The organism is Streptomyces sp. Xyl84 (genome assembly GCF_059731885.1).
This window is the reverse complement of sequence record NZ_AP029182.1, coordinates 3,461,596-3,476,468: the sequence shown is the minus strand read 5'-3', so window position 1 is coordinate 3,476,468 and position 14,873 is coordinate 3,461,596. Positions and strand designations below refer to the sequence as shown.

The following is a 14,873-nucleotide window of genomic DNA, read 5'->3' as shown; positions in this document are numbered from 1 at the left end:
GGTACCCCTCGCCTCCACCTCAGCAGATGGCATCACCGCAGGTCAGAGAGGCCCTGCGTGTAAGGGATGGATAAGAGTTGAGTCTCATTGACTCAGGTCTGTTGACCCCGGCGCCGCCGTCGTGCACACTTGAGTCCGTTGCACTCAAGTCAGCTGGAGGAACTCACCATGGCACGTGCGGTCGGCATCGACCTGGGCACGACTAACTCCGTCGTCAGCGTTCTGGAGGGCGGCGAGCCCACCGTCATCACCAACGCCGAGGGCGCCAGGACCACGCCGTCCGTCGTCGCCTTCGCCAAGAACGGCGAGGTGCTGGTCGGCGAGGTGGCCAAGCGCCAGGCGGTCACCAACGTCGACAGGACCATCCGGTCGGTCAAGCGCCACATGGGCACCGACTGGAAGATCAACCTGGACGGCAAGGACTTCAACCCGCAGCAGATCAGCGCCTTCGTGCTGCAGAAGCTGAAGCGGGACGCCGAGGCCTACCTGGGCGAGAAGGTGACCGACGCGGTCATCACCGTCCCGGCGTACTTCAACGACGCCGAGCGCCAGGCCACCAAGGAGGCCGGTGAGATCGCCGGTCTGAACGTCCTGCGCATCGTCAACGAGCCGACCGCCGCCGCCCTGGCGTACGGCCTCGACAAGGACGACCAGACGATCCTCGTCTTCGACCTCGGCGGCGGCACGTTCGACGTCTCGCTGCTGGAGATCGGCGACGGCGTCGTCGAGGTGAAGGCCACCAACGGTGACAACCACCTCGGTGGTGACGACTGGGACCAGCGCGTCGTCGACTACCTGGTCAAGCAGTTCCAGTCCGGCCACGGCGTGGACCTGTCCAAGGACAAGATGGCCCTCCAGCGCCTGCGCGAGGCGGCGGAGAAGGCCAAGATCGAGCTGTCCTCGTCCACCGAGACCTCGATCAACCTGCCCTACATCACCGCGTCCGCCGAGGGCCCGCTGCACCTGGACGAGAAGCTCACCCGCGCCCAGTTCCAGCAGCTGACCGCGGATTTGCTGGAGCGCTGCAAGACGCCGTTCCACAACGTCATCAAGGACGCCGGCATCTCGATCAACGAGATCGACCACGTCGTCCTGGTCGGCGGCTCCACCCGTATGCCCGCCGTCGCCGAACTGGTCAAGGAGCTGACCGGCGGCAAGGAGGCCAACAAGGGTGTGAACCCGGACGAGGTCGTCGCCATCGGCGCCTCGCTCCAGGCCGGTGTCCTCAAGGGCGAGGTCAAGGACGTCCTGCTCCTCGACGTCACCCCGCTGTCCCTCGGCATCGAGACCAAGGGCGGCATCATGACCAAGCTGATCGAGCGCAACACCACGATCCCGACCAAGCGTTCGGAGATCTTCACGACGGCCGAGGACAACCAGCCGTCGGTGCAGATCCAGGTCTACCAGGGTGAGCGCGAGATCGCGGCGTACAACAAGAAGCTCGGCATGTTCGAGCTGACCGGTCTGCCGCCGGCGCCGCGCGGCGTCCCGCAGATCGAGGTCTCCTTCGACATCGACGCCAACGGCATCATGCACGTGACCGCCAAGGACCTGGGCACGGGCAAGGAGCAGAAGATGACCGTCACCGGCGGCTCCTCGCTGCCGAAGGACGAGGTCGACCGCATGCGCCAGGAGGCCGAGCAGTACGCGGAGGAGGACCACCGCCGCCGCGAGGCCGCCGAGACCCGCAACCAGGGCGAGCAGCTCGTCTACCAGACCGAGAAGTTCCTCAAGGACAACGAGGACAAGGTCCCGGGCGAGGTCAAGACCGAGGTCGAGGAGGCCGTCGCCGAGCTGAAGGAGAAGCTCAAGGGCGAGGACACCGCCGAGATCCGCACCGCCACGGAGAAGGTCGCCGCCGTCTCCCAGAAGCTCGGCCAGGCGATGTACGCCGACGCCCAGGGCGCGCAGGCCGCGGGCGGTGCCGGTGAGGCCGGTGCCTCCCAGGCGAAGGCCGACGACGACGTGGTGGACGCCGAGATCGTCGACGACGAGCGCAAGGACGGTGCCGCGTGACGGAGGAGACCCCGGGCTTCGACGAGCAGCAGCCCGACGTCCCCTCCGGCGCCACCTCCGACGACGCCGAGCCGAAGGCCGCCTCCTCCGCCAAGGAGGAGGGGGCGGCCCCGGCCGGGGACGCCGCTCAGTCGGCCGGTCTGACGGCCCAGCTGGACCAGGTGCGCACCGCGCTCGGTGAGCGCACGGCGGACCTCCAGCGGCTGCAGGCCGAGTACCAGAACTACCGGCGCCGGGTCGAGCGGGACCGGGTCGCGGTCAAGGAGATCGCCATCGCGAACCTCCTGACCGAGCTGCTGCCCGTGCTCGACGACATCGGGCGCGCGCGGGAACACGGCGAACTGGTGGGCGGTTTCAAGTCCGTCGCCGAGTCGCTGGAGACCGTGGCGGCCAAGATGGGGCTTCAGCAGTTCGGCAAGGAGGGCGAGCCCTTCGACCCGACGATCCACGAAGCCCTGATGCACAGTTACGCGCCGGACGTCACCGAGACGACCTGCGTGGCGATCCTGCAGCCCGGGTACCGGATCGGCGAGCGCACCATCCGCCCCGCGCGGGTGGCGGTGGCCGAGCCCCAGCCCGGCGCGCAGACGGTCAAGGCGGCCGACGAGTCCGGCAAGGACAAGGGCGCCGAGCAGGCCGACGACAAGGACAGCGGTGGCCCGGAGGAGGGCTGACGTAATAGGCATCGACGCAGGAGAGGAGGGACGTCGGGGATGAGCACCAAGGACTTCATCGAGAAGGACTTCTACAAGGTCCTCGGCGTCCCCAAGGACGCCACCGAGGCCGAGATCAAGAAGGCGTACCGCAAGCTCGCCCGCGAGTACCACCCGGACGCCAACAAGGGCAACGCCAAGGCCGAGGAGCGCTTCAAGGAGATCTCCGAGGCGAACGACGTCCTCGGCGACCCCAAGAAGCGCAAGGAGTACGACGACGCCCGCGCCCTGTTCGGGGGCGGCGGCTTCCGTCCCGGTCCCGGGGCGGGCGGCGGCTCGTTCAACTTCGACCTGGGCGACCTCTTCGGAGGGGGCGCCCAGGGGGGCGGCGCATCCGGCGGCTTCGGCGGCGGGATCGGCGACGTCTTCGGGGGCCTGTTCAACCGGGGCGGCGCCGGAGCCGGCACGCGGACGCAGCCGCGGCGCGGCCAGGACATCGAGTCCGAGGTCACGCTGAGCTTCACGGAGGCCATCGAGGGCGCCACGGTCCCGCTGCGGATGTCCTCGCAGGCGCCGTGCAAGGCCTGTTCGGGCACCGGCGACAAGAACGGCACGCCGCGGGTGTGCCCGACCTGTGTCGGCACCGGGCAGGTGGCGCGCGGCTCGGGCGGCGGGTTCTCGCTGACCGATCCGTGCCCCGACTGCAAGGGCCGCGGACTGATCGCGGAGAACCCGTGCGAGGTCTGCGCCGGCTCCGGGCGTGCCAAGTCGTCCCGGACGATGCAGGTCCGCATCCCGGCCGGGGTGTCGGACGGGCAGCGGATCCGGCTGCGCGGCAAGGGCACCCCGGGCGAGCGCGGCGGTCCGGCGGGCGACCTGTACGTGGTGGTGCACGTCGGTGACCACCCGGTCTTCGGGCGCAAGGGCGACAACCTCACCGTCACCGTGCCGGTCACCTTCGACGAGGCCGCGCTCGGCGGCGAGGTGCGGGTGCCCACGCTCGGCGGGCCGCCGGTGACGCTCAAGCTGCCCCCGGGCACGCCCAACGGGCGGACCATGCGGGCCCGCGGCAAGGGCGCGGTCCGCAAGGACGGCACCCGCGGTGACCTGCTGGTCACCGTCGAGGTGAGTGTTCCCAAGGACGTGTCGGGGAAGGCTCGTGACGCGCTGGAGGCGTATCGCGAGGCGAGAGCGGGCGAGGACCCGCGGGCCGAGCTGTTCGAGGCCGCGAAGGGAGCATGAGGGAGATGGACGGCCGCCGCCGCAACCCGTACGAACTGACGGAAGACACACCGGTGTACGTCATCTCCGTGGCGGCGCAGCTGTCCGGACTGCACCCGCAGACGCTCCGTCAGTACGACCGGCTGGGCCTGGTGTCCCCGGACCGCACCGCGGGCCGGGGCCGCCGCTACTCGGCCCGCGACATCGAACTGCTCCGTCAGGTGCAGCAGTTGTCGCAGGACGAGGGCATCAACCTGGCAGGCATCAAGCGGATCATCGAACTGGAGAACCAGGTCGCCGCGCTGCAGTCCCGCGTCGCGGAGCTGCAGTCGGCCCTGGAGGGCGCCGCGGCCACGATGCGCCAGCGCGAGGCCGCCGTCCACGCCTCCTACCGCCGGGACCTCGTCCCGTACCAGGAGGTGCAGCAGACCAGCGCGCTGGTGGTGTGGCGGCCCAAGCGGCAGCAGTCCCCGGACTGACGCCCGCCGCCACGGCGGACCGTCCCGCGCACGCGCCCGGCCGGACGCGTGCGCTGCCCGGACACACGCACGGCCGAGAGGGGCCCGGAGAGATCCGGGCCCCTCTCGGCCTGTCGGCCGTGGGTCAGCCGCGGGCCGCGCGGCGGCGGGCACCGATCCAGGCGGCGGCGCCGCCCAGGGCGACCAGGACGCCGGCGAGGGCGCCGTACAGGCCCGTGGACGAGGCCCCGGTGTGGGCGAGCGAGCCGCCGCCCGCGGCGGTCGCTTCCGGCTCCCCGCCGCTCCCCACCGCCCGCCCGTGGGGCCGCTGGACTCTTTGCCCTTCGATGGCCCGTCGATGGGCCGTTCCTGAACCGCCCTGCGGCGCACACCGGGTGGAGAGTCGGTAAAGGGTGTTTGGAGAAGATTCCGCAAGGGTCCGCAAAGCCGCCACACAGGCAGCGGAGCGTGGTGTTGTCATCTCGTTAAGTGGTTCCGCTTGACGCCGGTAGGGGCTGACGCGTTGGCTTTTCAGGCACCTGGGCCGCAATGCTGCGCCCGCGTCCGGAAGGCACCAGAAGTGAGCACCTCGATGCGTCGTATCGCCATGGCCGTGGCCGCCACCACGCTGACCTTCCCGCTGGCCGCCTGCGGGGCGATCGGGGGGTCGGGGAGCAGCAGCAAGGCGAGCCCGACCAAGGGCAACGACCTGACGGTGGGTCTGCTCCTGCCGGAGACGGCGAACACGCGCTACGACCGGTTCGACGCGCCCGCCGTCAAGAACAAGGTCGCCGAACTGACCCACCGTCAGGGCAGGGTCGAGTACGCCAACGCCGGTGCCAGTGCGAGCAGGCAGGCGAGCCAGATGGAGAAGATGATCGGCGACAAGGTCGACGTCATCCTGCTCGACGCCGTCGACGCGCACCGGATCGCCGTCCAGGTGAAGAAGGCCAAGGCGGCCGGTATCCCGGTCATCGCCTACGACCGGCTCGCCGAGGGCCCCATCGACGCGTACATCTCCTTCGACAACGAACTGGTCGGCGAGGTGCAGGGCCGTTCGCTGCTGGAGGCGCTGGGTTCGCAGGCGTCCAGCTCGGCGCAGGTCGTCATGATCAACGGCTCGCCGACCGACCCGAACGCCAAGCAGTTCAAGGCGGGCGCCCTCGCCCAGCTGAACGGCAAGGTGACGATCGCCAGGTCCTACGACATCAAGGACTGGAAGGCGGAGATCGCCCGCAGCCAGATGGCCAAGGCGATCGCCGCGCTCGGCAAGAACGGCGTCGCCGCCGTCTACGCCGCCAACGACGGCATGGCGGGCGGGGCGATCGAGGCGCTGAAGGCGGTGGGCGTGACCAAGCTGCCGCCGGTCACCGGCCAGGACGCCGAACTCGCCGCCGTGCAGCGGATCGTCAGCGGCGACCAGTACATGAGCGTGTACAAGCCCTACCCGACCGAGGCCGAGAACGCCGCCGAGATGGCCGTCGCCAAGGTCCAGGGCAAGGACATCCAGTTCGACTCGCTCACCCGCGACAGGGCCGACAGCCCGACCACGAAGAGCATCCCGTCGCAGATGGTCTCCGTCGTCGCGATGACCAGGAGCAACATCAAGGACACGGTCATCGCCGACGGCATCTACAAGGTGTCCGACATCTGCACGGCCAAGTACAGCGCGGACTGCGCGGAGGCCGGCCTCGAGTAGCCGGCGGGGCCACGACGGCCGGGTCCCCCGTACGGGTCGGACCGAGGGCGCGAGGCCGCCGCCGGCGTGCCGCTCGGCGCGGGGCAAGGGCCGTACATACCGGGTGGGAACGGTGTTTTCCGGTGTCCGGGCCGCCAGGAGCCGTGTTGCACAGCCGGTCCGGGCCGCGCATAGTTGCGCTGCGGAACCACGCGGAAACCGGGGGTGTGATGGGCCATGGCCGGGCACGGGGCGCAGGAGCATCCTCACGGCGCCGACCGACTGTGCGAAGCCGGGGATCGGGTGTACTCCCGGGCCGTACGGCGTGGCCGGGTGCCGCGCGGCGACGCCGGTCCGGTGCCCTGTCTGCTTGAACTGGCCCTGCTGCACCCGGACCCCGACGACATGGACTTCCTGGTGCCCACCGCGCCGCAGGAGGTCATGACGCGTCTGCTGCGCGGGATGTACGACGAGGTCAGCGAGAGCCACCGGCGGGTGGGTTCGGCGGTGGCGGCCTTCGAGCGGTACGCGGGCCTGGGCCGCCAGGTGCGGGTGCCCGCAGCGGGCGCCGAGGGCAGCGCCATCCGGGTCCTGGACGGCCTGAACCGCATCCAGGCGGCGATGGACGAGGCGACCCAGGTGTGCACGCGGGAGGTGCTGACCGTGCAGCCCGGCGGGATCCGCCGCGAGCACGAGCTGTCGGAGGGGCTGCCCCGGGCGCTGGCGCTGCGCGCCCGCGGGGTGCGCATGCGCGACCTGTACACGCACGTGGCCCGGCACGGCCAGGGCCTGCTCAACTACATGGAGCTGATGGGCGACGCGGCCGAGGCGCGCACGCTGGACGAGGTGATCGACCGGCTGATCCTCTTCGACCGCACGGTGGCCTTCATCCCCGCCAACGCCGACCACACGATGGCGCTGGAACTGCGCCACCCGGCGCTCGTGGAGTACCTGGTGACGGTCTTCGAGCGGCAGTGGCGGCTGGCGATCCCGCTCACCGCGCCGCTGCCGGACACCGGTATCGAGGGCATCTCCCACCGCGAGCAGTCGATCGCGGCGCTGCTGGCGGAGGGCCACCAGGACGCGGTGATCGCCGAGCGGCTGGGCATCAGCGTGCGCACCTGCCGCGCGCACATCGCCCGGCTGTCGGAGACGCTCGGCGCGGCCAGCCGTACGCAGCTGGGGGTGCGGATCGCGCAGGCGGGGCTGGACGGCCCGCCGCGCAGGGGCGGTGTCCCCGCGGCTCCCGGCCGGGGGGCTGCGGCCGCCCGGTGAGGTGCCCGGCTCCGCCCGCGGGTCTCAGGGCGCCCGCCGGCGAGGTGCGGGCCCGGGGCTCCGGGTGGCGGTCCGCGGGTTCAGGGCTCCTGCTTGAGGATGCCGGACTGGGCGATGAGGTAGCCGAGCTGGGCGCGGCTGCCGCTGCCCAGGGCGGTGGCCAGCTTGGCGATGTGGGCGCGGCAGGTGCGGACGTTCATGCCGAGGCGGCGGGCTATGGCCTCGTCCACGTGGCCCTCGACGAGGAGTTTGGCGATGGAGTGCTGGATCTCGGTGATGCCGTCGGGCGCGGTCTCGTAGGGGGTGCCGGCGCTCAGCGGGACGGCGCGGCTCCACATGAACTCGAAGACCTTGATCAGGTAGCGGACCAGGCCGGGGTGGCGCAGTTCCAGCGCGACCTGCTGGTCGTCCCTGGTGGGGATGAAGGCGACCGTCTCGTCGCAGACGATGAGGCGCTCCACCAGTTCGTCGATGGAGCGGTACTCCACCTTGCCGTCGGCGAGATGGGCGGCGTAGGCGAGCTTCTCCTGGCTGTACCGTGCGGTGTGCTGGTACAGGGTGCGGATCCGGACGCCGCGCTCGATCAGCGGGCGGTCGCGTTCCAGGCCGCGCAGTACGCTGCGTTCGGAGACCCGGTCGCTGGGCTGGACGGTGAGCATCTCGGTACGGCACTGGGCCGTGGCGAGGTTGAGCGCGGTGTTGATCCGCTCGCCGCCCTCCAGGACGGTGATCGAGTCGCCGCCGGAGGTGGACTGGGCGCTCAGGGCCATGAACGGCTCAAAGATGTCTGCGAGGTCGGTGGCCGCCCGGCGGCGTTCGGTGATCTCCCGCTCGATGGGGTTGAGCCGCTGGGCGAGGGCGAGGGCGGGGGAGACGGGACGCAGCCAGTCCGGGTCGTCCGGATCGGGATGGAGCAGGGCGAACTCCATCAGGCAGGGTGCCGGTTCCACCTCCGTGCGGGCGATACGTCCCGCACGCAGGGCCGCCGCGTACAGGCGGCTGCCGTCCCCGCACAGCTCGCTCATCGCATGGGGATGTGTCGGATTTATGTGATTGGTACTCAAATCTCCACCCCCCAGGGTCCTGAACATGCAGGAACATGATGCACCGATTGTGTGGCCATGACGTGCCCGAATGAGCCATCGTCGTACGTGACGGGGGAAAAGGGGACCTTCAAGTGAGGACGAAGCCGATTATGGGTAACAGACTGCTTCGCTCGGTGCTTGTCGCCGCCTTCTCCGCCGTTGTGGCCCTCGGCGCGCTGAGTGGCATCCACGGTGCGAAGAGTGATGTTCAGGCGAACAGCACCTGGCCGGCCGTGGCCGTGAACTCCACCACCTCGGGCAATGGCACCGCTGCGACAGATGGAGCCGGGAGTTGATGTGACCACACCACCCGACGACCGTTCCTTCCGCCGTGAAATGGCCACCGCCTACCGCTCCGGCTGGCACTTCATCGACCTGGTCACCGCCATCCCCCACAGTGGTGACTCGCTGATGGTGACCGTCTTCGGAGAGCCGGTCGTCGTGACGCGGGACGAGGACGGTGACGTACGGGCGTACCGGTGCCTGCGACGTCCTCGGGGGGCGCCGCAGCCCGTACGGTGTGCCATCCGATACGGAATGATCTTCGTGAACCTGGACCAGCGGGACCACCGGCAGGTGGCGCCGGAGCCCGCCGACATCAGGACCATCTCAGCCACCCCCCGCAGTGCCTGACGCGATTCCCCCGTCGTAACAGATCGCTCAGGTGCTTCCCCCCGCAGCGGCGTCACCGTGACCTGAACACGGTGACGCCGCTGCAGTTTCAGGGGGATTTCCACGGATACCGCCGTGTTTCTGCTCTGGCCGGAAAAGACCCTTGTCCACGCCCCGGCCGTGACCGCGCCCCCCTGCGCGCTCCGCCCGCGCTCAGCCGCGCCCCAGTGCCCGGGTCAGTTCGATCTCGATCACCACGCGCAGCGGGTTCTCCCGCGGGGCGCGCTGGTAGCGCTCGGTGTAGCGGCGCTCCGCCTCCGCGACCCGCTCCGGCTCCGTGCGGACGCGGGCGCGTCCCTCCAGCGTGGCCCACCGCCGGCCGTCCACCTGGCACACCGCCACGGGCATGCCCTCCTCGCCGGCCGCCAGCACGTTCTTCGCCTTGGTGCTCGTGCTGCTCGTGATCACCCGCGCCAGCCGCGCCCCGGGGTCGTAGGTCACGCCGACCGGTACGACGTGCGGGGTGCCGTCGGGGCGCAGGGTGGTCAGTGTGCACACGTGCCGTTCCCGCCAGAAGCTGAGGTACGGCGCGTCGGGAGCCCCCGGGTCGAGGGTGTATCTGGTGGTGGCCATGGCAAGAATGTAGGCGTCGAACGGCCTTGAGTGGAATAGACTCAACTTTGTGTACGTTGACTGAGTCAGTAGTGGGAGACGTGGCAGACCGCTGAGGCGAGGACCGCTGACGCCAAGGAGGAGAGAAGCGACCGTGGACGCCGAGCTGACCAACAGGAGCCGGGACGCCATTCAGGCGGCCGGCAACCGGGCCGTGACCGGGGGGCACCCGGACCTGACCCCCGCCCACCTGCTCCTCGCGCTGCTCGAGGGCCAGGACAACGAGAACATCATCGACCTGCTGTCGGCCGTCGACGCCGACCAGGCGTCCGTCCGCGCGGGCGCCGAGCGTGTCCTCGCGTCGCTGCCGAGTGTGACCGGTTCCACCGTGGCGCCGCCGCAGCCCAACCGCGAGCTGCTGGCGGTGATCGCGGACGCGCAGAACCGGGCGCGGGAACTGGGCGACGACTACCTTTCCACCGAGCACCTGCTCCTCGGCATCGCCGCGAAGGGCGGCGCGGTCGGCGAGGTGCTCGCCGGGCAGGGTGCGAGTGCGAAGAAGCTGCAAGAGGCGTTCCAGAAGGCGAGGGGAGGGCGCCGGGTGACCACACCCGACCCCGAGGGCCAGTACAAGGCCCTGGAGAAGTTCGGCACCGACTTCACGGCCGCGGCGCGTGAGGGCAAGCTGGACCCGGTCATCGGCCGGGACCAGGAGATCCGCCGTGTCGTGCAGGTGCTGTCACGGCGTACGAAGAACAACCCGGTCCTCATCGGTGAGCCCGGCGTCGGCAAGACCGCCGTCGTCGAGGGGCTCGCCCAGCGGATCGTCAAGGGTGACGTGCCCGAGTCCCTCAAGGACAAGCGGCTGGTCGCCCTGGACCTCGGGGCGATGGTCGCGGGCGCCAAGTACCGCGGCGAGTTCGAGGAGCGGCTGAAGACCGTCCTCGCGGAGATCAAGGACTCCGACGGGCAGATCATCACCTTCATCGACGAGCTGCACACCGTCGTCGGGGCGGGCGCCGGCGGCGACTCCGCCATGGACGCGGGCAACATGCTCAAGCCGATGCTGGCCCGCGGCGAGCTGCGCATGGTCGGCGCCACCACGCTCGACGAGTACCGCGAGCGGATTGAGAAGGACCCGGCGCTGGAGCGCCGTTTCCAGCAGGTGCTGGTCGCCGAGCCCAGCGTCGAGGACTCCATCGCGATCCTGCGCGGGCTCAAGGGCCGCTACGAGGCCCACCACAAGGTGCAGATCAACGACTCCGCGCTGGTGGCCGCCGCGACCCTGTCCGACCGGTACATCACCTCCCGCTTCCTGCCCGACAAGGCCATCGACCTCGTCGACGAGGCGGCCTCCCGGCTCCGTATGGAGATCGACTCCTCGCCCGTCGAGATCGACGAGCTCCAGCGCGCCGTCGACCGGCTGCGCATGGAGGAGCTGGCCCTGGACAAGGAGACCGACGCGGCCTCGCGCGAGCGGCTGGAGAAGCTGCGCCGCGACCTCGCCGACAAGGAGGAGGAGCTGCGCGGCCTGACCGCCCGCTGGGAGAAGGAGAAGCAGTCCCTCAACCGGGTCGGTGAGCTGAAGGAGAAGCTGGACGACCTGCGCGGCCAGGCCGAGCGCGCCCAGCGCGACGGCGACTTCGACACCGCGTCCAAGCTGCTGTACGCCGAGATCCCGGAGCTGGAGAAGGAGCTGGAGGCCGCCTCGCGCGCCGAGGAGGAGGCCGCCAAGGACACCATGGTCAAGGAGGAGGTCGGCCCCGACGACATCGCCGACGTCGTCGCCTCCTGGACCGGCATCCCGGCCGGCCGCCTGCTGGAGGGCGAGACGCAGAAGCTGCTGCGCATGGAGGACGAGATCGGCAGGCGGCTGATCGGGCAGGGCGAGGCCGTACGCGCCGTGTCCGACGCCGTGCGCCGCAGCCGCGCGGGCATCTCCGACCCCGACCGGCCCACGGGTTCGTTCCTCTTCCTGGGCCCGACCGGCGTCGGCAAGACCGAGCTGGCCAAGGCGCTCGCCGACTTCCTCTTCGACGACGAGCGGGCCATGGTCCGCATCGACATGTCCGAGTACAGCGAGAAGCACAGCGTGGCCCGGCTGGTCGGCGCCCCGCCCGGATACGTCGGCTACGAGGAGGGCGGACAGCTCACGGAGGCGGTCCGCCGCCGCCCGTACAGCGTCGTCCTGCTGGACGAGGTGGAGAAGGCGCACCCGGAGGTCTTCGACATCCTGCTCCAGGTGCTGGACGACGGCCGCCTCACGGACGGGCAGGGACGCACGGTCGACTTCCGCAACGTCATCCTGGTGCTGACCTCGAACCTGGGCAGCCAGTTCCTGGTCGACCCCGTCACGAGCGAGGCGGAGAAGAAGGAGCAGGTCCTGGAGGTGGTCCGGGCCTCCTTCAAGCCGGAGTTCCTCAACCGCCTGGACGACCTGGTGGTCTTCTCCGCGCTCACCAAGGACGAGCTGAGCCGGATCGCGAAGCTCGCCATCGACCGCCTGGCCAAGCGGCTCGCGGAACGGCGCCTGACCCTGGACGTCACCCCGGAGGCCCTGGCGTGGCTGGCCGAGGAGGGCATGGACCCGGCCTACGGTGCCCGGCCGCTGCGCCGTCTGGTGCAGACCGCCATCGGCGACCGCCTCGCCAAGGAGATCCTCTCCGGCGAGATCAAGGACGGCGACACGGTCCGCGTGGACCGCTTCGGCGGGGGCCTGCTGGTGGGGCCGGCGACCGGGAAGACGCTGTAGGCGCCGCTTCCGGTCAGACGGTGAACGCCGTGAAGGTGACGAGGGCCCGGTCCGGGCCCTCGTACTTCACGGTGACGTGGACGGCCGACGCGCCGAAACCGGGGTCGGTGCGGCCGGGGACCCGCCCGGCGTAGTTTCCGTCGCCCTCGGTGAGGCCGAGGTCCAGACAGATGTCCGCGGAGTCCAGGGCGCAGGACGGCGTCCTGGACAGCGGCGCGTCCGGATAGGCGGCGCCCAGCCAGCCAGCACGTCCGCCCGAGGCATCCGGAAACGGGCCTCGTAGTCGGTGTCCAGCCAGGTCCGCACCGTGCACCGCGCTTCGGAGGCGCCCGCGGGCAGCTTCGCCCCGCCGAAGGCCAGCGCCTCGGCGCACGGCGCCTTGCGGGGGCTGCCGGGCTCTCGTCCGAGGGCCCCGCCCGCCACCTGCGCGACGAGGACGCCCACGGCGGCCAGGGCCGCCGCCACCGGCACCGCGAGGACCGCCGCGACCGGCCACCACAGACGCCGCGGCGCTCCGCCGCGGCCTTTCGCCCCGCCCGTCCTGCGCGCCATTTCGGCCCCCGTTCCCCGTACGGTGTCACCCCGTGGGCCGGATCATGTCAGCCCACGGCTGACAGGCCCCGCCGGGGCTTGCCACCCCCCTCCCCGCATGGGGGAGGATGGCAGGATCCGTACGAAGGGAAAAACACGGTGAGCATCGACCCGTCCTCGATTCCGAACTTCGGGGGCCAGCCCGAGCCGCAGCCCCAAGGACCGGCGGGCCCCGTCGTCCCGGATCAGGATCTCGTGAAGCAGCTCCTGGACCAGATGGAACTCAAGCACCTCGTCGACGAGGAGGGTGACCTCGTCGCGCCGTGGGAGCAGTTCCGCACGTACTTCATGTTCCGCGGCGAGGACGACCAGCAGGTCTTCTCGGTGCGGACGTTCTACGACCGGCCGCACCAGATCGACGAGAAGCCGCAGCTCCTGGAGTCCATCGACGACTGGAACCGGCGCACCCTGTGGCCCAAGGTCTACACGCACACCCACGACGACGGCACCGTCCGCCTCATCGGCGAGGCGCAGATGCTGATCGGCATGGGTGTGAGCATCGAGCACTTCGTCTCCTCGACGGTCAGCTGGGTGCGGGCCGCCCTGGAGTTCGACCGCTGGCTCATCGAGCAGCTCGGCCTGGAGGGTGAGGCCGACGAGGCCGGCAAGCCGGAGGACGGCGACAGCGAGGCGTGAGCCCCGCGGCGTCCCGCCCGCCTACAGCGGCGTGTGCGTGACCGCGAGCAGATACGCACCGTAAGCGAACGAGAGCCCGGCCAGGGCGCAGGCCACCACGGCCGCGTGCCAGGGCCGGGCTCTCGCCGTGCGCACCAGGGCCCGCGCGAGCGGCAGCAGCAGCGGGAAGGCGGGCAGCAGGAAGCGCGGCTTGCACTGGAAGAAGCCCGCGTCGCCGCAGGCCAGGCCGAGGAGGACGCCGCTGTAGGCCACCAGCGGCAGCGGCGCGCGGTCCAGGACGAGCAGCGCGTACAGCAGCAGGCCCGCGGCCACGACGGTCAGCGCGCCGAAGAACAGGAACGCCTCGCGGTGCACCAGCAGGTGCTTGACGAAGCGCAGGGCGCCCAGCCCGAAGTCGAAGCGGGAGCCCCACAGCCGCTGCAGCCGGAGGTACCCGCGCAGCGGGTCGCCGGTGCGGTGCCCCGCCCACAGCACGTAGCCGGTCCAGCCCAGCGGGGCGAGCGCGGCGCCCGTCCACAGCCTGTGGGAAACCTGGGCGCGGGCCCGCCCCACCGCCACGGCCGCGGCGGCGAGCACGGCCACCGCGACGGCCACCCCGTTGGGCCGGGCCAGTCCGGCGAGGGCGGCGAGCGCGCCCGCGCGCACCCAGTGCCCGGCGAGCACCGCGTACAGCGCCCAGGCGGCGCAGGCCGTGAGCACCGGTTCGCTGTACCCCATGGACAGTACGACCGAGTGCGGCAGTAGTCCCCACAGCGCGGCGAGGGCGGTGCCGGCGGCGCGCCCGTGCAGGTGCGCGCCGACCGCGTAGATCCCGCCGGCCGCCACCGCGGCGGCCGACCACGCCACGACCAGCCCCGCGGCGCCCCCGCTCACCGGCAGCAGCAGGTGCACGGCGCGGATCAGCGCGGGGTAGAGCGGGAAGAACGCCAGGTCGTTGTGGACGACACCGGGCCGGGGACGTTCGACGTAGCCGTAGCCGTGGGCGGCGATCCGCAGGTACCACAGGGAGTCCCAGGACCGGCCGAGCAGCGCGAGGGGATGCCTCCCGTGCGTCCACGCGACCCCGGCGGCCACCGCCACCCCGGCGGCCCGCACCGCGGCGAACAGAACGGCTGCCGTGACGACAGGGCGCAGCAGGACCTTCCGCGCGGCGCCCGGCTCGGCGACGGGCGGGGACGGTGGCAGGGCACTGACACTGGTCACATGGTCATATTGCGGGACGAATCTCCCGTACCTCCGTGGCGACCCGGTCCCCGGGCGGAAGACACCGCCCTTCGGCCGTAC

At 71.1% G+C, this 14,873-nt stretch carries 14 protein-coding genes; 9 read left to right on the top strand and 5 right to left on the bottom strand.

The features are described from left to right. Positions 1–168 precede the first annotated feature (168 nt). Genes dnaK through AC6I72_RS15040 form a run of 4 tightly spaced genes read left to right on the top strand, consistent with a single transcriptional unit; the run spans position 169 to position 4,369 of the window. A complete protein-coding gene (gene dnaK, locus AC6I72_RS15055) occupies positions 169–2,016 on the top strand; it encodes a molecular chaperone DnaK (protein WP_037850817.1) in 1,848 nt (615 codons plus the stop codon). Further along, positions 2,013–2,690: a nucleotide exchange factor GrpE gene (gene grpE, locus AC6I72_RS15050; RefSeq protein WP_037850814.1), complete on the top strand. Its 678-nt coding sequence runs from the start codon at positions 2,013–2,015 to the stop codon at positions 2,688–2,690. The genes dnaK and grpE overlap by 4 nt, the downstream gene beginning before the upstream one ends. Positions 2,691–2,729: 39 nt before the next feature. Continuing rightward, positions 2,730–3,911, top strand: a complete 1,182-nt coding sequence (gene dnaJ / locus AC6I72_RS15045) for a molecular chaperone DnaJ (protein WP_037850811.1) — start codon at positions 2,730–2,732, stop codon at positions 3,909–3,911. A 5-nt stretch (positions 3,912–3,916) separates the two neighbouring features. Then, positions 3,917–4,369 (top strand): heat shock protein transcriptional repressor HspR, encoded by a 453-nt coding sequence (locus tag AC6I72_RS15040; protein WP_037850809.1) that lies wholly within the window; start codon positions 3,917–3,919, stop codon positions 4,367–4,369. Between the two features lie 124 nt (positions 4,370–4,493). Here the strand turns inward: AC6I72_RS15040 and AC6I72_RS15035 are convergent, their stop codons facing one another. Then, the gene (locus AC6I72_RS15035) at positions 4,494–4,658 is read right to left on the bottom strand and encodes an LPXTG cell wall anchor domain-containing protein (RefSeq protein WP_498001301.1); all 165 of its coding nucleotides are present in this window, start codon (positions 4,656–4,658) and stop codon (positions 4,494–4,496) included. A gap of 282 nt (positions 4,659–4,940) precedes the next feature. Here AC6I72_RS15035 and AC6I72_RS15030 point away from each other — a divergent pair, with 282 nt between their 5' ends. Continuing rightward, complete coding sequence (locus tag AC6I72_RS15030; RefSeq protein ID WP_498004702.1) at positions 4,941–6,047, top strand: sugar ABC transporter substrate-binding protein; 1,107 nt, start codon at positions 4,941–4,943, stop codon at positions 6,045–6,047. Between the two features lie 216 nt (positions 6,048–6,263). Further along, positions 6,264–7,301 carry a helix-turn-helix transcriptional regulator gene (locus tag AC6I72_RS15025; protein ID WP_498001300.1) on the top strand — a complete coding sequence of 346 codons (1,038 nt, stop codon included), beginning with the start codon at positions 6,264–6,266 and terminating at the stop codon, positions 7,299–7,301. An 80-nt stretch (positions 7,302–7,381) separates the two neighbouring features. Here the strand turns inward: AC6I72_RS15025 and AC6I72_RS15020 are convergent, their stop codons facing one another. Then, positions 7,382–8,326 carry a helix-turn-helix domain-containing protein gene (locus AC6I72_RS15020; RefSeq protein WP_051812196.1) on the bottom strand — a complete coding sequence of 315 codons (945 nt, stop codon included), beginning with the start codon at positions 8,324–8,326 and terminating at the stop codon, positions 7,382–7,384. 357 nt (positions 8,327–8,683) lie between these two features. On the opposite strand from AC6I72_RS15020, the gene AC6I72_RS15015 reads away from it, so the two are divergent. Beyond that, positions 8,684–9,019 (top strand): Rieske (2Fe-2S) protein, encoded by a 336-nt coding sequence (locus tag AC6I72_RS15015; RefSeq protein WP_026252727.1) that lies wholly within the window; start codon positions 8,684–8,686, stop codon positions 9,017–9,019. 192 nt (positions 9,020–9,211) lie between these two features. On the opposite strand, the gene AC6I72_RS15010 is transcribed toward AC6I72_RS15015, so the two are convergent. Beyond that, a complete protein-coding gene (locus tag AC6I72_RS15010; RefSeq protein ID WP_498001299.1) occupies positions 9,212–9,631 on the bottom strand; it encodes a pyridoxamine 5'-phosphate oxidase family protein in 420 nt (139 codons plus the stop codon). A 133-nt stretch (positions 9,632–9,764) separates the two neighbouring features. Between AC6I72_RS15010 and clpB the strand changes: the two genes are divergently transcribed. Further along, entirely contained in the window at positions 9,765–12,362 is a 2,598-nt protein-coding gene (clpB, locus tag AC6I72_RS15005) for an ATP-dependent chaperone ClpB (RefSeq protein WP_498001298.1), read from the top strand. Positions 12,363–12,375: 13 nt separating this feature from the next. On the opposite strand, the gene AC6I72_RS15000 is transcribed toward clpB, so the two are convergent. Continuing rightward, a complete protein-coding gene (locus AC6I72_RS15000) occupies positions 12,376–12,675 on the bottom strand; it encodes a hypothetical protein (RefSeq protein WP_498001296.1) in 300 nt (99 codons plus the stop codon). 377 nt (positions 12,676–13,052) lie between these two features. Here AC6I72_RS15000 and AC6I72_RS14995 point away from each other — a divergent pair, with 377 nt between their 5' ends. Then, complete coding sequence (locus tag AC6I72_RS14995) at positions 13,053–13,589, top strand: YbjN domain-containing protein (protein WP_498001294.1); 537 nt, start codon at positions 13,053–13,055, stop codon at positions 13,587–13,589. Positions 13,590–13,610: 21 nt separating this feature from the next. On the opposite strand, the gene AC6I72_RS14990 is transcribed toward AC6I72_RS14995, so the two are convergent. After that, complete coding sequence (locus AC6I72_RS14990; protein ID WP_498001292.1) at positions 13,611–14,792, bottom strand: putative hexosyltransferase; 1,182 nt, start codon at positions 14,790–14,792, stop codon at positions 13,611–13,613. Positions 14,793–14,873: the final 81 nt, after the last annotated feature.